Raw genomic sequence first — 20,553 nt, 5'->3', positions numbered from 1 at the left:
ACGCGTTGGCCCGGCGATGCTGAGCATGATGCAGAGGGAGCAGATATAAAACCAATCCTGGATTTTTATCTCGGGTATAACGGAAAATGATATCAGAGCGCAACGCACTGTAATTAAGCTTGATCTGCACTCAGGGTAAACAGCAATTCCCGTAGCCAGCGCTGGGCGCTGTCGTGATGGCTGCGCGCATGCCAGACGGCGATTTTGGTAAAACCGGGAATAGCTAACGGCGGCGGGCAGCCGATCAGTCCCTTAAGATCGGCCACCAGCCGTGAAGGCAAAACTGCCACCATATCGCTGGCGCGCAAAATGGCCGGTAGCAGCATAAAGCTCTGCACCGACAACGTGACCTGTCGTTGACGGCCAAGCTGTGCCAGCATCGCATCAGTTACGCCGTGAAAAGCATTGCCGCCAGGCGAGACCAGCGCATGATCGAGCTGGCAGAAGCGATCCAGCGTGAGCGGCAGTTGCGCTGCCTGCGGATGGCCTTCACGCATCACGCAGACATAATGCTCATCAAACAGGCGGCGAGCATGCAGATCGGGCGGGGCGATCTCCGGCGTCAGCAGCGCCAGATCAACCTCGCCACGCTCCAGCTGCTGCTGGATCCGCTGATGATCCACGGCGATCAGGCTGACGCGCATCTGCGGCGCCTGCTGCTTCAGCGCCGCCAGCAGCGGCACCGCCAGTGTGCCGAGCGCGTAGTCGGTGGCGGCGAGGGTAAAGGTTTGCGTTGCGCTGGCCGGATCGAAGCGTACGGGTTGCAGCAGCGTGCTGACATCGCTGATGATCTGCCGCAGCGGTTCCACCAATTCCAGCGCGCGCGGCGTCGGCACCAGGCCGCGCTGCGCACGGATAAACAGCGGATCGCCAAAGGCGTCGCGCAGGCGGTTCAGCATGGCACTCATCGCCGGTTGAGTAACGCCGAGCCGTTGCGCGGCGCGGGTGACGTTGCGCTCATCAAGCAGCATCGCCAGCGCTTTCAGCAGGTTTAAATCGAGCTAGTTAAGGGTTTTCATGGTCCGGGGCGCCTGGCTGCTCAGTTGTAAAAGGTTGCCGCATCGCGGCACAGGCTCAATCCTCGCATTAGCCGACCGCCAGCGGCAAGCCGCGCCTTGCTACCATCGACAAACCGCACAGCGTTATAAACAACAATACATAGCGAATGCCATACTGCGCGTCACTCCGTTTACCTTTTTGCCGAAGAGGCTTACCGCGATGAAACCTTCTCTTTTATTGCCGCTACTGGCTGCGCTGATGGTTGGCGGCGCGCAGGCGCGAACGGTCACTGACGATCTGGGCAATCAGGTTCAGGTGCCTGCGCAGGCCCGCGCCATCGCCGACGGCTGGTATGCGCATCATTCCGTGCTGATGACGCTGGGCGCCGGTGACCGCATCGTCGCCACGGTCAATCATGCCGCCGATCGGCCGTGGATGTTTGCCATTCAACCGTCGCTACAGCAGGCGCTGGCGGTGCGCGGCCGCACGTTTGAGAGCGAAGCGCTGCTGGCTCGTCATGTCGATGTGGTGTTTGTGCCCGCCGAGGATGACGATGCCGCCGCGTATCGCCGGGCCGGTTTGCCGACGCTGGTGATGAAGTTCAACGATTTTCCGTCGATGAAGCGCGATCTGTTGACCACCGCTGAGGTCGTGGGCACCGATCGGGCACGCCAGCGCGCGCGGGCCTGGAATGCGTATCTCGATGAGAAGGTTAACGCGATCGGTGCGGTAACCCGCAATCTGAGCGAGGCGCAGCGGCCGCGCGTGCTGCACATTCAGTCGCTGCATCCGTTAAAGGTCGATGGTCGCGATACGCTGATCGACACCTGGATTCGGCTGGCGGGCGGACGCAATGCCGCTGCGCAGGTTTCTGGCAACATGAAGGAGACGACACCTGAGAGTGTCATCGCCTGGCAGCCTGAGGTGATTATTATTGATGCCAGCGCGGGCACGCTAGAGCAGTCGGATTATGCCGCTTTGTTCAGTAGCCTGCCCGCGGTTAAACAGCATCGCGTCTGGCGAAATCCGGCCGGGGTATTTCCGTGGGATCGCTACGGCACCGAAGCAGCGCTACAGATCCAGTGGGCCGCGGCGAAGCTGCATCCGCAGCGTTTTGTCGGCATCGATATGGTGAAGATCACGCAGGATTTTTATCGGCGCTTCTTTGATTATCCGCTCACTGCACAGCAGGCTGAACGCATTCTGCACGCTGAACCGCCGCTGGCGGGTTAATCAGCCCCAGCCAAGCTGCTGTTTGATGGCGCGACGGTAGGGCGTATCGATCTGCGCAGGCACCTGTTCGATATAGTCTCTGGCGTGCTGCTGCTGTTCGCCACGCAATCCAGCCAGCCAAGCGATCGCCTCCTCAACGCTGGGTGTACGGCCTTCGAGCAGCGCAAAACGTGGCGGCAGGGCGGTCCAGATCACCGCATCCAGCTGGTTCTGCCGCGCCCACTGGCTGAGCGGGCCGGTTGCTGATTCACCCACCACCAGGCGGCCAACGCCGTCGGTGCGCTCCGCCGGAATCTGTTCGCGCTGGCGTAATGCTTCGCAGGCGGCGGGCAGTGAATCGGTTGCCAGCCGTGCCCAGAGCACTGGCACGGTCGCGCCGTTCAGACAGATAGCGGTGGACAGCTCGCCGCCGTCGCTCACCCGGCTAAACTCAATCGGCACCTGCGGGCCATCCGTTAACCAGCTTCCCTCAACCGGCAGCGCTTCGGTTTTCCAGATCAGCGAACCCCAGCCTAAACAGGCAATATTCATCGATTTTTCCTTTATGGGTACAGCGAACAGAAGAAGGCGTGCGTGTGTCGTCTGTAAAGCATAGCGGGCGAAAAGCGGTTTTTTATCAATTAAACGGGCGTAACGGCAAAAAAAACCGGGCGGGCAGAAGAGAGCAGGGAAAGCGGTGAGGTTCCCGGCGATATCAGACGCGATCGCCGGGAATCGTCAGGGCGGAATCAGCGACATTTCACCACCAGCCGACCGCGGATTTCACCCGCCATCAGCTGATGTGCGCGATCCACCGCCTCGTCCAGCGTGCATTCATCGCTGAGTGATTCCAGCAGCGCATCATCCACCAGCCCGGCGAGTTGCTGCCAGACGTGCTGGCGCTGCGCCTGTGGCACGGTAACGCTGTCGACGCCGGTGAGCGTAATGCCGCGCAGAATAAAAGGCGCCACGCTGGCTGGAAAATCCATGCCCTGCGCGTTACCGCAGGCGGCTACCGCGCCGCCGTGCATCACGCTGGCGCAGAGGTTAGCCAGCGTGTGGCTGCCAACCGTATCGATCGCTGCCGCCCAGCGCGCTTTCTGCAACGGCTTGCCGGGTTTATCCAGCTCGCTGCGATCGATGATCTCAGCCGCACCAAGCTGCAGCAGATAGTCGCGCTCCTGCGGTCGGCCAGTAACGGCGCTGACCTGATAACCGAGCCGGGCGAGCAGGCTCACCGCCACGCCGCCAACGCCACCGCTGGCACCGCTGACCACGATCGATCCGCTGGCGGGCGTAATGCCTTGTTTTTCCAGCGCATTGATGCAGAGCATGGCGGTAAAGCCTGCGGTGCCGATAATCATCGCCTGGCGGGCGCTGAGGTTATCCGGCTGTTTAACCAGCCAGCCCGCTTCCACGCACGCGCGCTGTGCCAGCCCGCCCCAGTGGCGCTCGCCGACGCCCCAGCCGGTCAGGATCACCTTATCGCCGGGGGCAAAGGTGGCATCGTCGCTGGCGCTGACCGTGCCGGCAAAATCCACGCCCGGCACCATCGGAAAGCTGCGAATAATCGGCGCCTTACCGCTGATCGCCAGCGCATCTTTATAGTTAAGCGTGGAATAATCGATATCCACGGTGACGTTGCCCGGCGGCAACTGGCTCTCATCTACGTCCTGTAACCGGCAGTGATAGCCTTCCGCCTCGTTATCATTAATGACCAGCGCACGAAACATAAAAGCTCCTGTAAGGGGTCTGCAAAAGTAATCTTTATGATGCGACCAAATGGCGAGGTCGGCAAATTCCGCCGCGCATTTTGCTGCGCCATATCAAGCGGCTGGGGCAGAAAAGCGATCAAACGGCGCAGAAGCGTGCAGATCGCGAGGTTCAGGCAAGAAAAACCGGGTTTCGTGCATTTCGCCTTTGCCGACCCTCAGCTACGCTTTTAGCTTTCTCAGGCAGAATAACCATGAACAGCTGCGGGATAATCATCACGGCGGCGGGGTTTGGACGACGCTATCAGGCCGCGGGCGGCAAGGGCGTTAAGCTGGAACAGCCGTTAGCCAGCGGCGAGCCGCTGTTTGCCGCGGTGTTGCGCCATGCCGTGGCGTCTGGCCTGCCGGTGCAGGTGGTTACGCGGCCCGACTATCGCGGCATTCAGGCGCTGTGTACGCAGGCGAACGTGAGCTGGTGCGCTATCGATTCACGCGGCATGGGCGACACCATCGCGGAAGGGGTGCGCCGCTGTTTGAACTGGCAGGGCTGGCTGATTCAACCGGGCGATATGCCAGGCGTGCCGGTTGCGGCCTATCAGCAGGTCACGCAGGCGCTGACACAGCGGCTGACCGCGCGGATGGTCTGGCAGCAGCTGCCGGGCCATCCGGTGGGATTTGCCGCGCCGCTGCGCGACAGCCTGTTACAGCTCGCTGGCGACAGCGGCGCGAAAGCGCTGTTGCGTGAACATCCACCGTTACTGATTAGCAGCACCGATCGCGGTGTGGTTGACGATATCGATCTCCCGCTTAACACCACAGGAAAACCCTGATGCAGCATATAGATTTACAGGTGATCGATCAGGGACAGCGCTGGCTGGTGAGCCAGCCGGTCTGGCTCTGCACGGTGTTATGCACCTTTGGTTCCTCGCCGCGCCCGCCGGGTACCATGATGGTGATTACCGCCGATGGCGACTATTGCGGCTCGCTTTCCGGCGGCTGCATTGAAGAAGATTTTATTCGCCGTATTCGGCAGGGCGATTTTCAGCAGCCAAGCCAGCGCGTGCGCTATGGCGATGGTGGCCTGACGCCGGATCGCACCTTGCCCTGCGGCGGCGTGCTGGACATTCTGATTGAGCATCTGCAACCCAGTGATGACAACGCGCAGCGGCTGGCCCAGCTGCATCGTGCGCTGGCCGGGCATCTGGCATTACAAAAGGTGATTACGCTGCCGCACGCCTGCGAAAGGCTGGAAGAGATTGTCTGGCGCAGCAGCACGGTGGTCGAGCAGCAGGGCGATCGCATCACGCTGACGATTGCCGCACCGCCGCGACTGATCGTTGCCGGTTTGTCGACGGTGGCGCTGTACTGCGCCAGTTTTGCGGTATCGTTGGGTTTTGAAACTATCGTCTGCGAGAACCGGCCTGATTTTTTAGCCAACTTCGCCAGCCAGCTCGACGCTGCGGTGCGGCTGGAAAAATGCTTCCCTGCCCGCTATCTGGAAGAGCAGAGCTGCCACGCCAACACCGCGGTGGTGGCGCTGACCCACGATCCGCGCATGGACGATCTTACTATGATGGAGGCGGTGCACACGCCTGCGTTTTACCTTGGCGTGATGGGTTCGCAGCGCAACAGCGCCAATCGCCGCCAGCGTCTGGCACAAATCGGCGATCTTAGCGCCGCGGATTTGACGCGCATTCATGCGCCGATTGGCATGGATATCGGCAGCAAGACGCCCGCAGAGATTGCCCTGGCGGTGATGGCAGATATCGTTAAAGCCAAAAATGGGGGGGAGAGGGCCTGAGCGCAGGCGGGCTTTCTTGTTGCCCGGAAGCGGGCGGCTTTTTGCCTTGCAGGCGGCGTAAGGTCAATGGCTGCCTGGTTCTGCCTTGCAGGCGGCTTTAAGGTCAACGTCTTTAAGGTCAACGGCTATTTCGTTCTGCCCTTCGGGCCGCCCGAGCAGGGGCGGCAGTCGCCCCGCCCCTGCACCCCGGCTATCCGGCAAACACAACCGCCCGCCAAAGGCGGGTTCCCTCAGTAAAAGCATTTTCCTGACGGACCAGGCGCGATTCGCTCCCAGCTCAACGCGCCCTCTCGCCGCATCCCTGCGGCTCGCCCTGGAAAACGCTTTTCCCTCGGCGGTGGTGATGCCTCTTAAAGGTCAACACCCAGGTCAAAACCCAAAAGACTAAAAGCAAAGTCTTAAATAAAATCTAAACCCAAGTTTAAAAACCAAGTTCAAACTTCAAACTTCAAACTTCAAACTTCAAACTTCAAACTTCAAACTTCAAACTTCAAACTTCAAACTTCAAACTTCAAACTTCAAACTTCAAACTTCAAACTTCAAACTTCAAACTTCAAACTCCAAACTCCAAACTCCAAATCCCAAATCCCAAATCCCAAACTCCAAACATCAATATGAAGATCTTTCCAATTCCAGTCCTGATTTGGAAGCAGTTGAGGAGGCAATACAGATATAATAATGCAGTAACTCGCGGCTTTTATCCCAAATCTGAAGTGCTTTTTAAGTGTCTTTTAAGGACCTTATGTTTTGGTGTTTTGGTGTTTTGGTGTTTGGTTTTGACCTGGGGGTTGACCTTGAGGAGGCATCACAAACGCTGAGGAGGTGAACATTTTAGGATGTCCCGCCATGGATGGCGGGACAAGGGAGCGCTGAGCAGGAGCGAATCGCGACCGGTCCGTGAAAAAATGTGAACCGACGAAGGGACCCGCTTCAGCGGGCGGTTGTGTTTGCCGGATAGCGCGGGTGCAGGGCCGGGGCGACTGCCGGCCCTGCTCGGGCTGCCTTCAGGCAGAACGAAATGGCCGTTGACCTTAAAGACGTTGACCTTAAGCCGCCTGCCAGGCAAAAGCCGCCCGCTTCCGGGCAGCCCCCCTTACAGCAGCTTATCCATGGTAATGGGCAGATCCCGTACCCGCTTCCCGGTCGCATGAAACACCGCATTACTGATCGCCGCAGCGACGCCAACGATCCCCAGTTCGCCTACCGATTTACCGCCGAGGGCAGTGGCCTGATAGTCGGGCTGACCGACGTCGATGGTGACGATCTCCGGCACGTCGGCGTTAACCGCCACCAGATAATCAGCCAGGTTGTTGTTGATCACACGGCCGTTGCGCGGATCGACCACACCTTCTTCCAGCAATGCCTGGCCGAGGCCCATGATCATGCCGCCGATCCACTGGCTGCGTCCCAGCGTCGGATTGTATAACCGGCCGCTGTCGAGCGCGGCGCACATGCGTTTTACCCGCACGGTACCGAAATCTTCGTCAACGCGGACCTCAACAAACTGTGCGCTCCAGCTGTGCGCTGAAACCTCTTTTGGCCGTGACATCGCTGACATCGAACCGGTCATGTCGAAGCGTTCCTGCGCCGAGGTGCCTTCCGGGAAGGTGTCCGCTTTCGCTTCCAGCTCTGAGAGCTGCGCCATCTGAAGCAGGCGCGTAAAGCCGATCGCTTTACCGCTCTGACGGATTTCTCCGTTGTCGAGCGTCAGCTGGGCCGGGTCGGCACGATAGAACGGGGAGTCAGCCAGTTCAGTGGCCAGTGACAGCAGCTTATCGCGCAGCACCTTTGCGGTTTTATTAACCACGCCCATCAGGTTACCGGCCAGCTGCGAGCCACCGGCTACGCCAGCGCGCGGCAGGTCGGTATCGCCGAGTTCGACCTTGATCGCGGTGGACGGAATATGCAGCACTTCCGCCGCCGCCTGCGCCAGAATGGTGTAGGTGCCGGTGCCGATATCTGCGCCAGCGCTCTGCACGGTAAGCTGGCCGTTGGCCTGCAGTACCAGACGCGCCTCTGCTGGCATGGTGTTCACCGGATAAGTGCCGGACGCCATGCCGTACCCGATCAGCTCACGGCCTTCGCGCATGGAGCGCGGTGCCATGGTGCGCTTATCCCAGCCAAACGCCTCGGCACCCGCCTGATAGGCCTCTTTCAGCCGACGTGAACTCCACGGCAGATCGAGCATGTAATCGTGATCGGCCCAGTTCAGCAGGCGAAACGCCAGCGGATCGATGTTCAGCTTGTAGGCCATCTCATCCATCGCCACTTCCAGGCCAAAGGCGCTGGGGTTTTCGCCCGGTGCGCGCATCCAGCCCGGTGTCACGGTGTTGATCGGCACCACGCTGTGGCGCGAATGCACGTTGGGCACACCGTACATGCGGGCGGTGACCTTGTTACAGCTTTCGCCAAACATGTCATCCAGTGAGGTTTCGTTGAAGCCGCTGTGGATGATTGAGACGATTTTACCGTCGCGCGTGGCACCCATTTCAAGATGCTGCTCGGTGGCTGGACGGCCGCCAAAGCCGGTAAAGGTTTGCGGACGGGTCAGCGCTACTTTGATCGGTCGTTTCAGTTCGCGGGATGCGGCGCAGGCCAGCGCCACGTGCGTATAAGGCACCGGTTTGGAGCCGAAGCCGCCGCCAACGTAAGGCGAGATGATACGCACCGCTTTTTTATCGATGCCCATCCAGTCGGCGATTTCCACCTGCGCACCCGCAACCCACTGGCTCGGTTCCCACAGTGTAACGTGCTCGTTGTCCTGCCATTCCACTACGCAGCCGTGCGGCTCAATCGGCGAGTTGTACTCGCGCGGCGTGATATAGCGGCCTTCAATGCGCACCTCGGCGTCGTCCATCGCTTTGCGTGCGTCGCCCAGATCGATATCGGAACTCTCTACCGGCTTCGGCGCAGCGTTTTCGTCGGTGGCGAAAATCAGCGCCGGAGACGCTTCATAGTCAAAGGTCACCAGCGAGGCAGCCCAGGTGGCCTGCTCAAAGGTTTCTGCCACCACGATGCCGATGTTTTGCCCGTTGTGAATAATGCGATCGTTCTGCATCGGCGTGTAGGTCGACTGCGCCGCGCCGCCGTCGGCAATCGCCGTCGGCTTATGGATCTTCAGGCCGCTTTCATGGGTAAACACCGCCAGCACGCCGGGCTGCGCGCGGGCTGCTTCGCTGTTAACACGCGTGATGCGGCCGCTGGAAATGGTGGATTGCAGCACCACGCCGTAGGTGACATTTTCCGGCTGATGCTCAACCGCATAGGTCGCCTGGCCGGTGATTTTTTGCTGACCATCGCCACGAACGCGTTTCTCGCCGGTCGCCTGATAACTGTTGTGATCCGTCATTTTATTCTCCTCTCTGCGCAGGTTCAGCGGCGGCTAACAGCGCGCGCACGATAACGCGTGGCGTCAGGGTGACCTTGAACTGGCTTTGTGGCCGGGGGTCTGCGTCAGCGATGCTCTGTTCAGCGGCCAGTCGCAGCGCTTCTTCGCTGAACGGCTTGCCGCGCAGCGCCTGCTCTACGGCGGTGGCGCGCCAGGGTTTAGTGGCCAGGCCACCAAGGGCGATGCGCACGTCGCGGATCACGCCATCTTCAATCTCCAGGCCAACGGCGGCGCTGGCGGCAGCAAACTCATAAGAGGCGCGATCGCGCACCTTGAGGTAGTGCGACTGGCGCAGCGCGGGCACGTTGGGCACTTCGACGGCGATGATCATCTCGTCGGCGGCGATATCGTGCTCCTGATCGGGACGGTCGCCTGGCAGCAGGAAGAAGTCACCAATGGCGACGCGGCGCTCCTGCTGCTGGCTGTTGCGTAGCACTACCTGCGCATCAAACGCGGTCAGCGCAATCGCTAAATCGCCAGGATAAACGGCAATGCAGCTGTCGCTGGTGCCGAAAATAGCGTGATTAGCGTTTACGCCGTCCAGCGCCGCGCAACCGGAGCCAGGCTGGCGCTTGTTGCAGGCCGGAAAGGTGGCTGGATCGCGGAAGTAGACGCAGCGTGTACGCTGACGCAGGTTGCCGCCGATGGTCGCCATATTGCGTAGCTGCGGAGAGGCCGCCTGCCACAGGCTGCCATAAATGGCCGGTGCCAGCGCCTGACACTGCGGATGGTCGGCCAGCTGGCTCATGCTGGCCAGCGCGCCGATGGTGATCTTATCGTCCTCAAAGCGAAGGGTATCGAGACCGCTGAGCTGGGAAATATCGATCAGGGTCTCAGGCTGCTCAACCCCGCATTTCATCAGGTCGAGCAGGGTGGTGCCACCGGCGAGAAAACGGCTGTTGTCCTGCTGGCTGCGCAGCTCAATGGCCGCGTCGCTGCTGCTGGCGCGCTGATAGTGGAAGGGATTCATGCAGACTCCTTACTCAGCTGGGCAGCCGCTTCACGCACCGCGTCAACGATGTGCGGATAGGCGCCACAGCGACAGATATTGCCGCTCATGTATTCGCGGATCTCATCATCGGAGCGCGCGTGGCCCTCTTTGATGCAGGCAACGGCGGACATAATCTGGCCCGGCGTGCAGTAGCCGCACTGAAACGCATCGTGCTTAAGGAAGCTGGCCTGCACCGCGTGCAGCGTGCCGTCGGCGTCAGCCATGCCTTCAATGGTGGTGACGTCGCGGCCAGCGGCCTGCGCTGCCAGCGTCAGGCAGCTCAGCACGCGCTCGCCATCAATGTGTACCGTGCAGGCGCCACACTGGCCCTGGTCGCAGCCTTTTTTAGTGCCGGTCAGCTGTAAGTTTTCACGCAGCGCATCGAGCAGCGTGGCGCGCGGATCTACGGCCAGATCATGCTGGTGGCCGTTAACGTTGAGCTGTAAACGAATGTTTTCAGACATGATTGTTTTCCAGTATTTAATTTAAATGGAGCAAAAAGTAAAAGGGGGGAAAAATGCAAAGAGAAACCCCATAAAGTGTAGAAGCTCTTTGCAAAAGGGGATTGCCTGATTCTCCGGAAATGTTGCCCGATCGCCGGAGGATGCAGCTAGTCGATTGAGAAGCCAGGCGAGAGCCGTTGCAGCTCCTGCGCATCGTGGCTACAGAAAAAAGTAATGTCGTTGCCGTGAGCCAGGCTCAGTTCGCGCAGCCGCTGCTGATTTTTCCGCCGCGCCGCGCCGTCGGCCTGCATCATCCACTGGTAAAAACGCAGCCCCGGCGTGCAGTGCCGCTGCGCCTGATGCAGCTCGCCGCGGTAGAACCAGGCGTCGCCGCCGTGCAGCAACCAGCCGTTGGGCTGACGAATGGCAATACCCGCATGACCAAGCGTGTGGCCCGGCAGCGGCACCAGCAGAATCTCCGGCGGCAGCCCCTGCAGCTGATTAACCGCGTCAAAACCAAACCACCGTTCGCCTGCGGCCTGATAGCCGTGCCAGCCGGAACGGGCCGACCATTGCGCAGGCCGGTAGCGTTCGCGGCGCAGCCAGCTGTGGCGCTGCTCGGCGGTATCGATCTCCTGCTGCATCAGATGCACCTGAGCATGGGGGAAATCGGTCAGACCGCCAGCGTGATCGAAATCGAGATGGGTCAGCACAATGTGGCGCACATCTTCCGCGCGAAAGCCGAGCCGCTGCACCTGATTGAGCGCGGTGAGCTCATCACGATACTGAATATTGTTCAGCGTGCGGAAAAAGCGCGTGAGTCGGTCGGCAGGCCGACGCATATCCTGCAGGCCGAATCCGGTATCGATTAATATTAATCCGTGGCTATCTGTTTCAATTAACAGGCAATGACAGACCAGATGCGCTTTTATTCCGTGGCTAAAGCCATCGTAAAGTGCGCCGCCCAGTGGGCACATACAACCACAATTAAGATGATGAATTCGCATTGCTACTCCTTGTATAATGCACGGCGTGAGACGCTTTTTTCATTTTTCGGTAACAGTATGGTAATAAATGGCATTTTTGCCTTTGGCGTTATTTAAAGGTTATTTACGCCTGCGCGTTAAACAAGCGAGGCGGGTAATTTTCCTGGTTTTTGTTCACTATTATTATTCTTTTAATTAATTGTTTTTAATGATTAATTTTATTTTTAAGTCATGTGCGATAACAATTTTTTTCCTGCCACTTTTTTGCGAAAAAGGCTAACCAGGAATAGTCTTAAATGGTGATGCCGCTTCTCCGGTTTTTAAACGCCCTATATTTAGCAGCTATGCTTATCCCTGAGCTTTATTAAAGCGACGTGGGAAGTTTGGTATCAATTAACAAGCGAAGCGTTCAATAACTACGACAGGAGTTGACATGGCTATTAAGACACTTACTGACTTGTTCATTCATGATTTATCTGATGTTTACAGCGCAGAGAAACAAATTACCCGCGCCCTGCCAAAAATGGCCCGTGCAGCCAGCGATGAAAAACTCAAGGCGGCATTTGAAGCGCATCTGGAAGAGACGCGCGGCCAGATTGAACGTCTCGATCAGCTGGTAGAAACCACCGAAGGCATCCGTCTTAAGCGCATGAAGTGCCATGCGCTGGAAGGCCTGGTGGAAGAGGCGCAGGAAATTATCGAATCCGTTGAGAAAGGCGAAGTGCGTGATGCTGGCCTGATTGGCGCGGCGCAGAAAGTCGAACATTACGAGATCGCAACTTACGGCACGCTGCATGCCATGGCCGTTCGTCTGGGCCTGAAAGATGCGGCGGCGCTGCTGGCGGAAACGCTGCAGGAAGAGAAAAACACTGACATCAAGCTGACCGAGATCGCCGAACAGCAGCAGTAATTTCCTGCCCTTTCCGAAACCCTTTTTAGTGAGGTCACATTATGTCTACGACAAAAATTGAGAACTATCACAGCTGGTTACGCGATGCTCACGCCATGGAAAAACAGGCTGAGTCGATGCTGTCCAAAATGGCCGGACGTCTGGAGCATTATCCCGATCTGAAAGCGCGCATTGAGCAGCATATTGAAGAGACCAAAGGTCAACTTGAACTGCTGCAAGGCGTGCTGGATCGCAACGGTGTGGATAACTCCACGCTGAAAGACACCATGGGCAAAATGGCTGCGTTTGGCCAGGCGATGGGCGGTATGACCGCCGACGACGAAGTGGTGAAAGGCGCGATCAGCGGTTACGTTTTCGAACAGTTTGAAATCGCGAGCTACACCTCGCTGATTGCCGCCGCCGAGCTGGCGGGCGATACCGAAGGCGCACGCGTGTTTGAGCAGATTCGTGATCAGGAAGTGCAAATGGCGGAGTGGTGTTTAACCCATCTGCCAGGCGTGACCGAGCAGTTCCTGGTGCGCGATGCCGCATCAGGCGTCGAAGCCAAAAAATAATAATCGGTTAGATCTTTGGGCAGCGACCCTTACCGCGATAAGCAATGTTGGAGTGAACCATGTTCAGACATGTTAAGCAGTTGCAATACACGGTACGTGTAGCCGGGCCGAACCCCGGTCTCGCTAACCTGTTACTTGAACAGTTTGGTGGGCCGCAGGGCGAGTTGGCTGCCGCGTGCCGTTATTTTACCCAGGGCCTCGGCGATGACGATCCGGGACGCAAAGATATGCTGATGGATATCGCCACCGAGGAGCTGAGCCACCTTGAGATCATTGGCTCACTGGTTGGCATGCTGAACAAGGGTGCAAAAGGCCAGCTGGCCGAAGGCACTGAGCAGGAGGGCGAGATCTATCGCTCCATTACCGGTAATGGTAATGACAGCCACCTGACCCAGCTGCTGTATGGCGGTGGGCCGCCGCTGACCAACTCGGCCGGTGTGCCGTGGACAGCGGCCTACATTGATACTATCGGTGAGGTCACTGCCGATCTGCGCTCGAATATCGCCGCCGAAGCGCGGGCGAAAATTCTCTATGAGCGTCTGATCAACATGACCGATGACGTGGGCGTAAAAGATGCGCTGGGCTTCCTGATGACGCGCGAAGTGGCGCATCAGATGTCGTTTGAAAAAGCGCTGTACGCCATCAGCAACAACTTCCCGCCGGGCAAATTGCCGCCGGTGCAGAAGTATGCCAACACCTACTTCAACATGTCGGCAGGCGGTGAAGTGCGCGGTAGCTGGAATTCCGATGAGAATTTCGACTACGTGGCCGATCCGCAGCCTGCGGTTGACGGCGGTGATGGTCTGGCGAGCGTCACGCTGCCAGCGGATCAGCAGGCGGCGCTGGACAGCATGATTGTTCGCACCCAGTCTGATACGGCGGTGAACCCGGTAACGGGCGCGGAGTTAGGATCGGTACAGCCGATTGAAAACGAAACGGCCGCGAAAAAAGTCTGACCCGATTTTTTTCATCACAGAGGACAGCAGCGATGCTGTCCTTTTTACGTTGTGGCGGCGCAGAAATGTTTAACAACACTTTTTTTATCAGGCTACCGGCCTGTTATTCCGCTTTTAAACAGAGATATCGGTCTCAAATCCGTCACCGCTTCGCCTGATCTCCCCGCTGTTCCGGTCTATCCTCAAAACCATAATCGTACAAAATACCAGCCTGCTGATTAATGCCAGGCGGAACGCAGTTTTTTTGCAATGTCAGCGAAATAAAAGGGCAATAAACATGGAAACCTGCACCATTGTTTACAATGGCGAACGCTTGTCAGGCGAAGCGGGCCTGCCGCTTATCGACTTTCTTGAGTTGCACGGCAGAAAGCTGCCGCATATCTGTTATCACCCGGCATTACCGCCGCTGCAAACCTGCGACGTGTGCTGGGTTGAGCATCAGGGCGAACTGGTGCGCGGCTGCACGCTGAAAACGCAGCACGAGATGGTGGTCAACAGCCAGGATCGGCTGGCGCAGGCGGCGCAGGAAGAGGGGATGGATCGCGTGCTGGCGCGCCATGAGCTTTACTGCACGGTGTGTGAACACAACACCGGCGACTGCACATTGCACAACGCGGTCAGCGATATGGATATGGCGATTCAATATTACCCTTACGAACGCAAACCCAGTGAGAAAGACCACACCAACCCCTTTTACACCTATGATCCCGACCAGTGTATTCTCTGCGGCCGCTGCGTGGAGGCGTGCCAGAACGTTGAGGTCAACGAAACGCTCTCCATCGATTACACCGCCGATCATCCGCGTGTGCTGTGGGACGGCGGGGAAAAAATTGCCGGTTCCAGCTGCGTCAGCTGCGGTCACTGCGTCACCGTGTGTCCGTGTAACGCGCTGCTGGAAAAAACCATGCAGCCCAATGCCGGGCCATTCACCGATATGCCGGAGCCGGTTAAGCGACCGATGATCGACATGGTGAAAAAGATGGAGGACAGCATCGGCATGGGGCCGATCACCGGTATTTCCTTGATCGATATGGCCATGCGCCAGACGGAAATTAAAAAAACCAAAACCGTCTGCACCTATTGCGGCGTCGGCTGTAGTTTTGAAATGTGGACCCGTGACCGGCACATTTTAAAGGTGCAGCCAGTGGCGGATGCGCCCGCTAACGGCATCTCTACCTGTGTAAAAGGCAAGTTTGGCTGGGATTTCGTGAATGATGCCAAACGCCTGACCACGCCGTTGATTCGCGAAAATGGCCGCTTTCGTCCGGCCAGCTGGGATGAAGCGCTGAACCTGGTGGCGCGCCGCCTGACGGAAATCAGCCAGCAGCACGGCGGCAACAGCATCGGTTTTATCGGGTCGAGTAAAGCCAGCAATGAAGAAGCCTATCTGACGCAAAAAATTGCCCGGCTGATTTTTGGCACCAACAACGTCGATAACTCGTCGCGCTACTGCCAGAACCCGGCGACGGAAGGGCTATTCCGCACCGTGGGCTACGGCGGCGATGCGGGTACGATTAAAGACCTGCAGAAAACCGCGCTGATCATTATTGTCGGCAGCAATCTGGCGGAGAACCATCCGGTGATCGCCTCGCACATCAAACAGTCACACAAGCATCAGGGGCAGAAGCTGCTGGTAGTTGATCCGCGTCGGCATGAAATGGCCGAGCGCGCCGATCTCTATCAGCGCATCAAGCCCGGTTATGACATGGTGTGGGCGTCGGCGATGGCGCGCTATATGTTCGATCACGGCTATGCCGACGAGCAGTTCCTGGCGGATAAAGTGAATAACGTTGCTGAGTTCCGCGCCTCGCTCGAGCCGTTCACGCTGGAGTATGCCAGTACGCTGACCGGTATCAGCGTGGATGAGCTGGCGGCGGCGGGCGAGATGATTGGTCAGGCGGAAAGCGCCTGCCTGCTGTGGGCGATGGGCATTACCCAACACAGCCACGGTGCCGATACCAGCACCGCGCTCTCTAATCTACTGCTGGTGACCGGCAACTATGGCCGTCCCGGCACCGGTGGCTACCCGATGCGCGGCCATAACAACGTGCAGGGCGCCAGCGATTTCGGCTGCCTGAGTAACGTTTATCCCGGTTACGAACAGGTCACCGACAGCGCCGTGCGTGAGAAATGGGCGCGAGCGTGGGGCGTGCGACCGGAAGCGCTCTCCGATGAGGTGGGCGCCGATAACTTCATGATGGTGCAGCACGCCCATGAGCGAAAACTCAAGGCGATGTACATCATTGGCGAAGAGACCGCTTTCTCCGATGCCGATTCCACCAAGGTGCATGAAGCGTTCAGCCGCCTCGATTTCATGGTGGTGCAGGATATCTTTATGAGCCGCACGGCGGAGTTTGCTGATGTGGTATTGCCGGGCAGCCCGAGCGTGGAGAAAGAGGGCACCTTTGTGAACACCGAACGGCGGATCCAGCGCTTTTATGAAGTGCTGCCGCCGCTGGGCGACAGCCGCCCGGACTGGCAGATTCTGACCGATCTCGCCAGTCGCCTGGGCCATCCGTGGTATTACCAGCACCCTGGCGAAATCATGGCGGAAGCGGCACGCATCGCGGAGATTTTCGCCGGCGTCAGCTATGCGCGGCTGGAGGGCTGGCAGTCGCAGCTGTGGCCGGTGACCGCCGACGGCAGCAGCACGCCGCTGCTCTACACCGACGGCTTTAAATTCCCTGACGGCAAGGCGCGGCTCTATCCGCTTACCTGGCGGCCGCCGATGGAAGAAGAGGATGCCGAATACGATCTGCTGCTGAACAACGGCCGCATGCTGGAACATTTCCAGTCAACCAACCAGACCGGTGCCGGTGGCCGTATCACCTCGCTGTCGCCTAACTGGTATGTGGAAATTGGCCCGCAGCTGGCGGCGGCGCGCGGCCTGCAGGAGGGCGACTGGGTGAAACTCACCTCGCGGCGCGGGTCGCTGGAGGTGCCGGTGGTGATCACCGAACGCATGGCGGGCAACGTGCTGTTTATTCCGATTCATCATGGCAAACCAGGCGTTAACGGCCTGACCGGCGAGCATCACGATCCCGATGTGCGCACGCCAGCGTATAAAGAGATCGCGATTAATCTGCAAAAGCTCGATCGTCCGCCGCAGGTTGCGCCGCTCCCGCCGCATAACTTCCGTTACGGCCAGCGCACCCCGCTCGATCACCTGCCGGTCGAGGATAAATGGCAGCAGGCGGGCTATACGCTGCCGCCTGAACACACTGAACACCCGGAGAAATTCTGATGGCTGAACGTATGAGCTATGAGGTGCCGCCAACGCGCACCGAACCTACCGCCGCCGAAGCGATGGAAAAGCTGATTGAGAGCCTGCATCAACACGGCTTTTTGCGCCTCGCCACTGACATGGTCAACGCCAATACGCAGATCGCCAAAGTGCTGGTGGATGGCCTGAATCAGCCTGGATCGCTGAACGCAATGCAGAACCTGACCCTGCTGTTCAAGGCACTGGCGACCATTCCACCGGAGGATTTTAATCCGCTGCTGCTGGCGGTGACCGCCGCCGCTAAAGGCATGCGTGAGAATGCGCACGCGCCCGCGGAGAAAAGCGCGCCGGGCATTCGCGGCATCATCAAAATGCTGAACGATGAAGAGCTGTGGCAGGGCGTTAAGCCGGTGATGGCCGGCATGCGCGCCTTTGGCCGCGAAATCAACAAACCGGCTGAGAAACCGATCAGCCGTTACAGCGGTAAGCCAAGCCATGCCTGATAACGATGTGGTGCTGCTGCTGTCGCGTATGCAATTTGCGCTAACCATCGGCATGCACATTGTGCTCGCGGCATTTACGCTGGGGTTAGGGCTGTTTCTGGTGCTGCTGGAGGGCGCCTGGCTGCGCCATGGACGGCAGCATCACTGGCAGGCGTTGCAGTTCTGGATGCGCATTTTTTCGCTTACCGTGGCGATTGGCGCGGTATCCGGCGTGGTGATGGAGTTCCAGTTTGGCACCAACTGGAGCCCATTTGCTCATCAGGTGGGCGGCGTGATTGGCCCACTGATGTTTTATGAAATCCTCGTCGCCTTCTTTCTGGAATCGGGGCTGACCGGCGTGATGCTGTTTGGCATGGGCAAGATCAACCCCAAATTACACTTTGCCGTCACCTGTCTGGTGGCGCTGGGCGCGTTGATCAGCACTTTCTGGATCCTCGCCGCTAACTCCTGGATGCAGACGCCGGTGGGCTTTATCCGCGATGACAGCGGCGTATTTCACGCCGAGAGCTGGCTCACCGTGCTCTCATCGCCATCGTTCCCGTGGCGGCTGACGCATATGACGCTGGCGGCGCTGATCGGCACCAGCTTCTTGCTGGCGGGCGTCGGCGCGTGGCGCCTGTTGCATCATGCTGACGATCGCGCGGCAAAATGCATTACGTCGTGGGCGCTGTGGCTGGTGTTGATCGTGACGCCATTACAGGTGATCGTCGGCGATCTGCACGGTGAAAATACCCGTGATCATCAACCGACTAAGCTGGCGGCGATGGAAGGCAGCTGGCACCGGCCAGCGCCCGGCGAAGGAGAGCCGCTGCGGCTGTTCGCCATACCGGATCAGCAGGAACAGAAGAATCACGCCGAGCTGGCGATTCCCCGGTTGGGCTCGCTCTATCTGCGCCATAATCTCAGCGGTGAGATCGCCAGCCTGAGCGAGTTTCCGCCGCAAAATCAGCCGCCGGTGCTGCCGGTGTTTTTCGCCTTTCGCATTATGGTCGGGCTGGGCGTCGTAATGCTGCTGACCAGCGTGGCCGCGCTCTGGCTGCGTCGTGGAGATCGGCTGTGGCGGCGCGGCTTTCTGAAATGGCTGGTTTGCCTGACGCCCGCAGGCTTTATCGCCATGCTGGCGGGCTGGGTGGTCACGGAGATGGGACGTCAGCCGTGGACGGTGTATGGCCTGGTGCGCACCGCAGAGAGCGTGGCATCCCTGGCACGATCGTCGGTGATCTTCTCATTCAGTGGGGTGATTGTGGTCTATCTGCTGAGCTTTGGCGTGGGCATGCACTATCTCGTTCGCGTGATAAACAGCGCCGAAGGGCGCACGCTCAGCGATGAGCTGCACACCAGTCGGGAGGACCGGGCATGAGTCTTGACGATCTTTCCGCCGCGGTGGTGGCGTTTTCACTGCTGCTCTATGTCATGCTCGACGGCACCGATCTCGGCGTCGGCATTATTTTGCCGTGGTTCGATGACGACGACGACCGACGGCGTCTGGTGCAGTCGATCCTGCCGGTGTGGGATGCCAATGAAACCTGGATTGTGCTCACCGCCGGGGCGCTGCTGGCGCTGTTTCCCGCCGCATATGCGCAGATTTTCAACGCGGTTTATGTGCCGCTGTTTCTGATGCTGTTCTGTCTGTTTGCCCGTGCGCTGGCGCTGGAGTATCGCGGCCAGACGTCGTCGCGGGCCAAACGCACGCTTGATGTCATTTTTATCATTGCTTCGCTGCTGACCGGCTTTTTCCAGGGGTGCATCGCCGGGTTGCTGGTCAGCGGCCTGCCGGAAGGCGAGGCGTTTGGCTGGCTGTCGTGGTATCCGCTGCTCAGCGGCTTTGGCATGGTGGCGATTTATGGGCTGCTCGGCTGCTGCTGGGTGCGCTGGCGCGTGCAGGATCGGGCTGGCGAGCGCGCCACGCTGCTGGCGTGGCTGTTTCTGGTACTGGCGCTGGTATTGTTTGTGGCGATCGTGCTGTCGCTGCCCGATCTGTGGCTGCATGCGCTCGTCACCTGGCCCGGCAAGCTGCTGATGGCTATTGTGGTGGTGTGCTGGTTCAGCCTGCTCTGGTCGCTGACCGACAGCCGCCCATTGCTGCCGCTGCTGCTGGCGTTAACGTTGATGCTGAGCGTGGCGATGATGATCATGACCGGCCTCTATCCGTGGCTGATTCCCGACAAGCTGAGCCTGCAGGATGCCGCCGCCTCGCCGCACAGTCAGCAGTTTCTGTTAACCGGCATCGCCATCGTTATGCCGCTGACGCTGGCTTATAACTCCTGGGCATTCTGGGTGTTTCGTGGCCGGGTGAAGTAAGCCCGTTTTGTCTCAATTGGGCGCGTTTTTGTCCTTTATCTCGCTTACGCCGCGAAGATTTTGCGCCTATGCTGGCAGCTTGCTCATCACGGAGATACCCCGATGCTGGAACTACGTCCTGGCTGTGAACGTTGCGACTGCGATCTGCCTGCCGATTCATCCACGGCGATGATCTGTTCATTTGAATGTACCTTCTGCACCGACTGCGCGACGCAGAGTTTGCAGGGCATATGCCCGAACTGCGGCGGAGAATTGGTGCGGCGGCCGATCCGGCCAGCGGGGAAGCTGGCGGCCAATCCCGCCTCATCGATGAGGGTTTATCGCCCTCAGTAAGCCGGGAGGCTTTTGCCTTGCAGGCGGCTTTAAGGTCAAGGTCAGGAACCATCTGGTTCTGCCCGAAGGCGGGCGGCCTTTAAGGTCAATGTCTTAAGGTCAAAGTCTTAAGGTCAAAGTCTTTACGGTCAAAAGCCATTTCGTTCTGCCTAAAGGCAGCCCGAGCAGGGCCAGGTCAAAAGCGATTTCGTACAGGCTAAAGCCTGCCCGAGCAGGGCCGGGTCAAAAGCGATTTCGTACA

18 protein-coding genes are annotated in these 20,553 nt (G+C 58.8%); 11 read left to right on the top strand and 7 right to left on the bottom strand.

The genetic code is table 11. The features are described from left to right. Positions 1-113: 113 nt before the first annotated feature. A complete protein-coding gene (locus EM595_RS14675) occupies positions 114-989 on the bottom strand; it encodes a LysR family transcriptional regulator (protein ID WP_269446998.1) in 876 nt (291 codons plus the stop codon). 229 nt (positions 990-1,218) lie between these two features. Between EM595_RS14675 and EM595_RS14670 the strand changes: the two genes are divergently transcribed. Further along, positions 1,219-2,232 carry an ABC transporter substrate-binding protein gene (locus tag EM595_RS14670; RefSeq protein WP_067433656.1) on the top strand — a complete coding sequence of 338 codons (1,014 nt, stop codon included), beginning with the start codon at positions 1,219-1,221 and terminating at the stop codon, positions 2,230-2,232. Here EM595_RS14670 and EM595_RS14665 read toward each other — a convergent pair whose 3' ends face one another. Beyond that, complete coding sequence (locus tag EM595_RS14665) at positions 2,233-2,763, bottom strand: hypothetical protein (RefSeq protein ID WP_067433653.1); 531 nt, start codon at positions 2,761-2,763, stop codon at positions 2,233-2,235. Between the two features lie 197 nt (positions 2,764-2,960). After that, positions 2,961-3,944, bottom strand: a complete 984-nt coding sequence (gene acuI, locus EM595_RS14660; RefSeq protein ID WP_067433650.1) for an acrylyl-CoA reductase (NADPH) — start codon at positions 3,942-3,944, stop codon at positions 2,961-2,963. 233 nt (positions 3,945-4,177) lie between these two features. On the opposite strand from acuI, the gene EM595_RS14655 reads away from it, so the two are divergent. Together EM595_RS14655 and EM595_RS14650 are read left to right on the top strand one after the other, a co-directional pair. Beyond that, positions 4,178-4,753: a nucleotidyltransferase family protein gene (locus EM595_RS14655; RefSeq protein ID WP_067433647.1), complete on the top strand. Its 576-nt coding sequence runs from the start codon at positions 4,178-4,180 to the stop codon at positions 4,751-4,753. Then, on the top strand, positions 4,753-5,724 hold the full coding sequence (locus EM595_RS14650) for an XdhC family protein (RefSeq protein ID WP_067433644.1): 972 nt from the start codon (positions 4,753-4,755) through the stop codon (positions 5,722-5,724). The genes EM595_RS14655 and EM595_RS14650 overlap by 1 nt, the downstream gene beginning before the upstream one ends. Positions 5,725-6,817: 1,093 nt before the next feature. Here the strand turns inward: EM595_RS14650 and EM595_RS14640 are convergent. The 4 genes from EM595_RS14640 to EM595_RS14625 form a co-directional block, all read right to left on the bottom strand. Further along, on the bottom strand, positions 6,818-9,073 hold the full coding sequence (locus EM595_RS14640; protein ID WP_067433633.1) for a xanthine dehydrogenase family protein molybdopterin-binding subunit: 2,256 nt from the start codon (positions 9,071-9,073) through the stop codon (positions 6,818-6,820). A gap of 1 nt (position 9,074) precedes the next feature. Further along, positions 9,075-10,082, bottom strand: coding sequence for an FAD binding domain-containing protein (locus tag EM595_RS14635; RefSeq protein WP_067433629.1), 1,008 nt, complete (start codon positions 10,080-10,082; stop codon positions 9,075-9,077). Beyond that, positions 10,079-10,567, bottom strand: a complete 489-nt coding sequence (locus EM595_RS14630) for a (2Fe-2S)-binding protein (RefSeq protein ID WP_067433626.1) — start codon at positions 10,565-10,567, stop codon at positions 10,079-10,081. Before EM595_RS14630 ends, EM595_RS14635 begins: the two co-directional genes overlap by 4 nt. A 146-nt stretch (positions 10,568-10,713) precedes the next feature. Further along, entirely contained in the window at positions 10,714-11,553 is an 840-nt protein-coding gene (locus tag EM595_RS14625; RefSeq protein WP_067433622.1) for an MBL fold metallo-hydrolase, read from the bottom strand. A gap of 412 nt (positions 11,554-11,965) precedes the next feature. On the opposite strand from EM595_RS14625, the gene EM595_RS14620 reads away from it, so the two are divergent. The 8 genes from EM595_RS14620 to EM595_RS20710 all read left to right on the top strand — a co-directional run bounded on the left by EM595_RS14620 (position 11,966) and on the right by EM595_RS20710 (position 20,312). After that, positions 11,966-12,442 carry a YciE/YciF ferroxidase family protein gene (locus EM595_RS14620; protein WP_067433619.1) on the top strand — a complete coding sequence of 159 codons (477 nt, stop codon included), beginning with the start codon at positions 11,966-11,968 and terminating at the stop codon, positions 12,440-12,442. 41 nt (positions 12,443-12,483) lie between these two features. After that, entirely contained in the window at positions 12,484-12,996 is a 513-nt protein-coding gene (locus EM595_RS14615; RefSeq protein ID WP_067433616.1) for a ferritin-like domain-containing protein, read from the top strand. A gap of 59 nt (positions 12,997-13,055) precedes the next feature. Next, positions 13,056-13,952, top strand: coding sequence for a manganese catalase family protein (locus EM595_RS14610; protein WP_067433613.1), 897 nt, complete (start codon positions 13,056-13,058; stop codon positions 13,950-13,952). 277 nt (positions 13,953-14,229) lie between these two features. Then, a complete protein-coding gene (fdhF, locus tag EM595_RS14605; RefSeq protein WP_173645380.1) occupies positions 14,230-17,196 on the top strand; it encodes a formate dehydrogenase subunit alpha in 2,967 nt (988 codons plus the stop codon). After that, complete coding sequence (locus EM595_RS14600) at positions 17,196-17,678, top strand: helical membrane plugin domain-containing protein (RefSeq protein ID WP_067433610.1); 483 nt, start codon at positions 17,196-17,198, stop codon at positions 17,676-17,678. Before fdhF ends, EM595_RS14600 begins: the two co-directional genes overlap by 1 nt. Continuing rightward, on the top strand, positions 17,671-19,038 hold the full coding sequence (locus EM595_RS14595) for a cytochrome ubiquinol oxidase subunit I (RefSeq protein ID WP_067433607.1): 1,368 nt from the start codon (positions 17,671-17,673) through the stop codon (positions 19,036-19,038). Before EM595_RS14600 ends, EM595_RS14595 begins: the two co-directional genes overlap by 8 nt. After that, positions 19,035-19,979 (top strand): cytochrome d ubiquinol oxidase subunit II, encoded by a 945-nt coding sequence (locus tag EM595_RS14590; protein WP_067433604.1) that lies wholly within the window; start codon positions 19,035-19,037, stop codon positions 19,977-19,979. Before EM595_RS14595 ends, EM595_RS14590 begins: the two co-directional genes overlap by 4 nt. 102 nt (positions 19,980-20,081) lie before the next feature. Next, positions 20,082-20,312 (top strand): DUF1272 domain-containing protein, encoded by a 231-nt coding sequence (locus EM595_RS20710; RefSeq protein ID WP_071852527.1) that lies wholly within the window; start codon positions 20,082-20,084, stop codon positions 20,310-20,312. The last annotated feature ends 241 nt before the right edge of the window (positions 20,313-20,553 follow it).

This window comes from Duffyella gerundensis (genome assembly GCF_001517405.1).
In the GTDB taxonomy this organism is placed as follows: domain Bacteria; phylum Pseudomonadota; class Gammaproteobacteria; order Enterobacterales; family Enterobacteriaceae; genus Duffyella; species Duffyella gerundensis.
This window is presented reverse-complemented; position numbering and strand designations above follow the sequence as displayed.

Bases quoted from the DNA above. Each gene is read 5' to 3' on its own strand.
- EM595_RS14670 (WP_067433656.1), top strand. From the start codon at position 1,219: ATGAAACCTTCTCTTTTATTGCCGCTACTGGCTGCGCTGATGGTTGGC.
- EM595_RS14665 (WP_067433653.1), bottom strand. From the start codon at position 2,763: ATGAATATTGCCTGTTTAGGCTGGGGTTCGCTGATCTGGAAAACCGAA.
- acuI (WP_067433650.1), bottom strand. From the start codon at position 3,944: ATGTTTCGTGCGCTGGTCATTAATGATAACGAGGCGGAAGGCTATCAC.
- EM595_RS14655 (WP_067433647.1), top strand. From the start codon at position 4,178: ATGAACAGCTGCGGGATAATCATCACGGCGGCGGGGTTTGGACGACGC.
- EM595_RS14650 (WP_067433644.1), top strand. From the start codon at position 4,753: ATGCAGCATATAGATTTACAGGTGATCGATCAGGGACAGCGCTGGCTG.
- EM595_RS14640 (WP_067433633.1), bottom strand. From the start codon at position 9,073: ATGACGGATCACAACAGTTATCAGGCGACCGGCGAGAAACGCGTTCGT.
- EM595_RS14635 (WP_067433629.1), bottom strand. From the start codon at position 10,082: ATGAATCCCTTCCACTATCAGCGCGCCAGCAGCAGCGACGCGGCCATT.
- EM595_RS14630 (WP_067433626.1), bottom strand. From the start codon at position 10,567: ATGTCTGAAAACATTCGTTTACAGCTCAACGTTAACGGCCACCAGCAT.
- EM595_RS14625 (WP_067433622.1), bottom strand. From the start codon at position 11,553: ATGCGAATTCATCATCTTAATTGTGGTTGTATGTGCCCACTGGGCGGC.
- EM595_RS14620 (WP_067433619.1), top strand. From the start codon at position 11,966: ATGGCTATTAAGACACTTACTGACTTGTTCATTCATGATTTATCTGAT.
- EM595_RS14615 (WP_067433616.1), top strand. From the start codon at position 12,484: ATGTCTACGACAAAAATTGAGAACTATCACAGCTGGTTACGCGATGCT.
- EM595_RS14610 (WP_067433613.1), top strand. From the start codon at position 13,056: ATGTTCAGACATGTTAAGCAGTTGCAATACACGGTACGTGTAGCCGGG.
- fdhF (WP_173645380.1), top strand. From the start codon at position 14,230: ATGGAAACCTGCACCATTGTTTACAATGGCGAACGCTTGTCAGGCGAA.
- EM595_RS14600 (WP_067433610.1), top strand. From the start codon at position 17,196: ATGGCTGAACGTATGAGCTATGAGGTGCCGCCAACGCGCACCGAACCT.
- EM595_RS14595 (WP_067433607.1), top strand. From the start codon at position 17,671: ATGCCTGATAACGATGTGGTGCTGCTGCTGTCGCGTATGCAATTTGCG.
- EM595_RS14590 (WP_067433604.1), top strand. From the start codon at position 19,035: ATGAGTCTTGACGATCTTTCCGCCGCGGTGGTGGCGTTTTCACTGCTG.
- EM595_RS20710 (WP_071852527.1), top strand. From the start codon at position 20,082: ATGCTGGAACTACGTCCTGGCTGTGAACGTTGCGACTGCGATCTGCCT.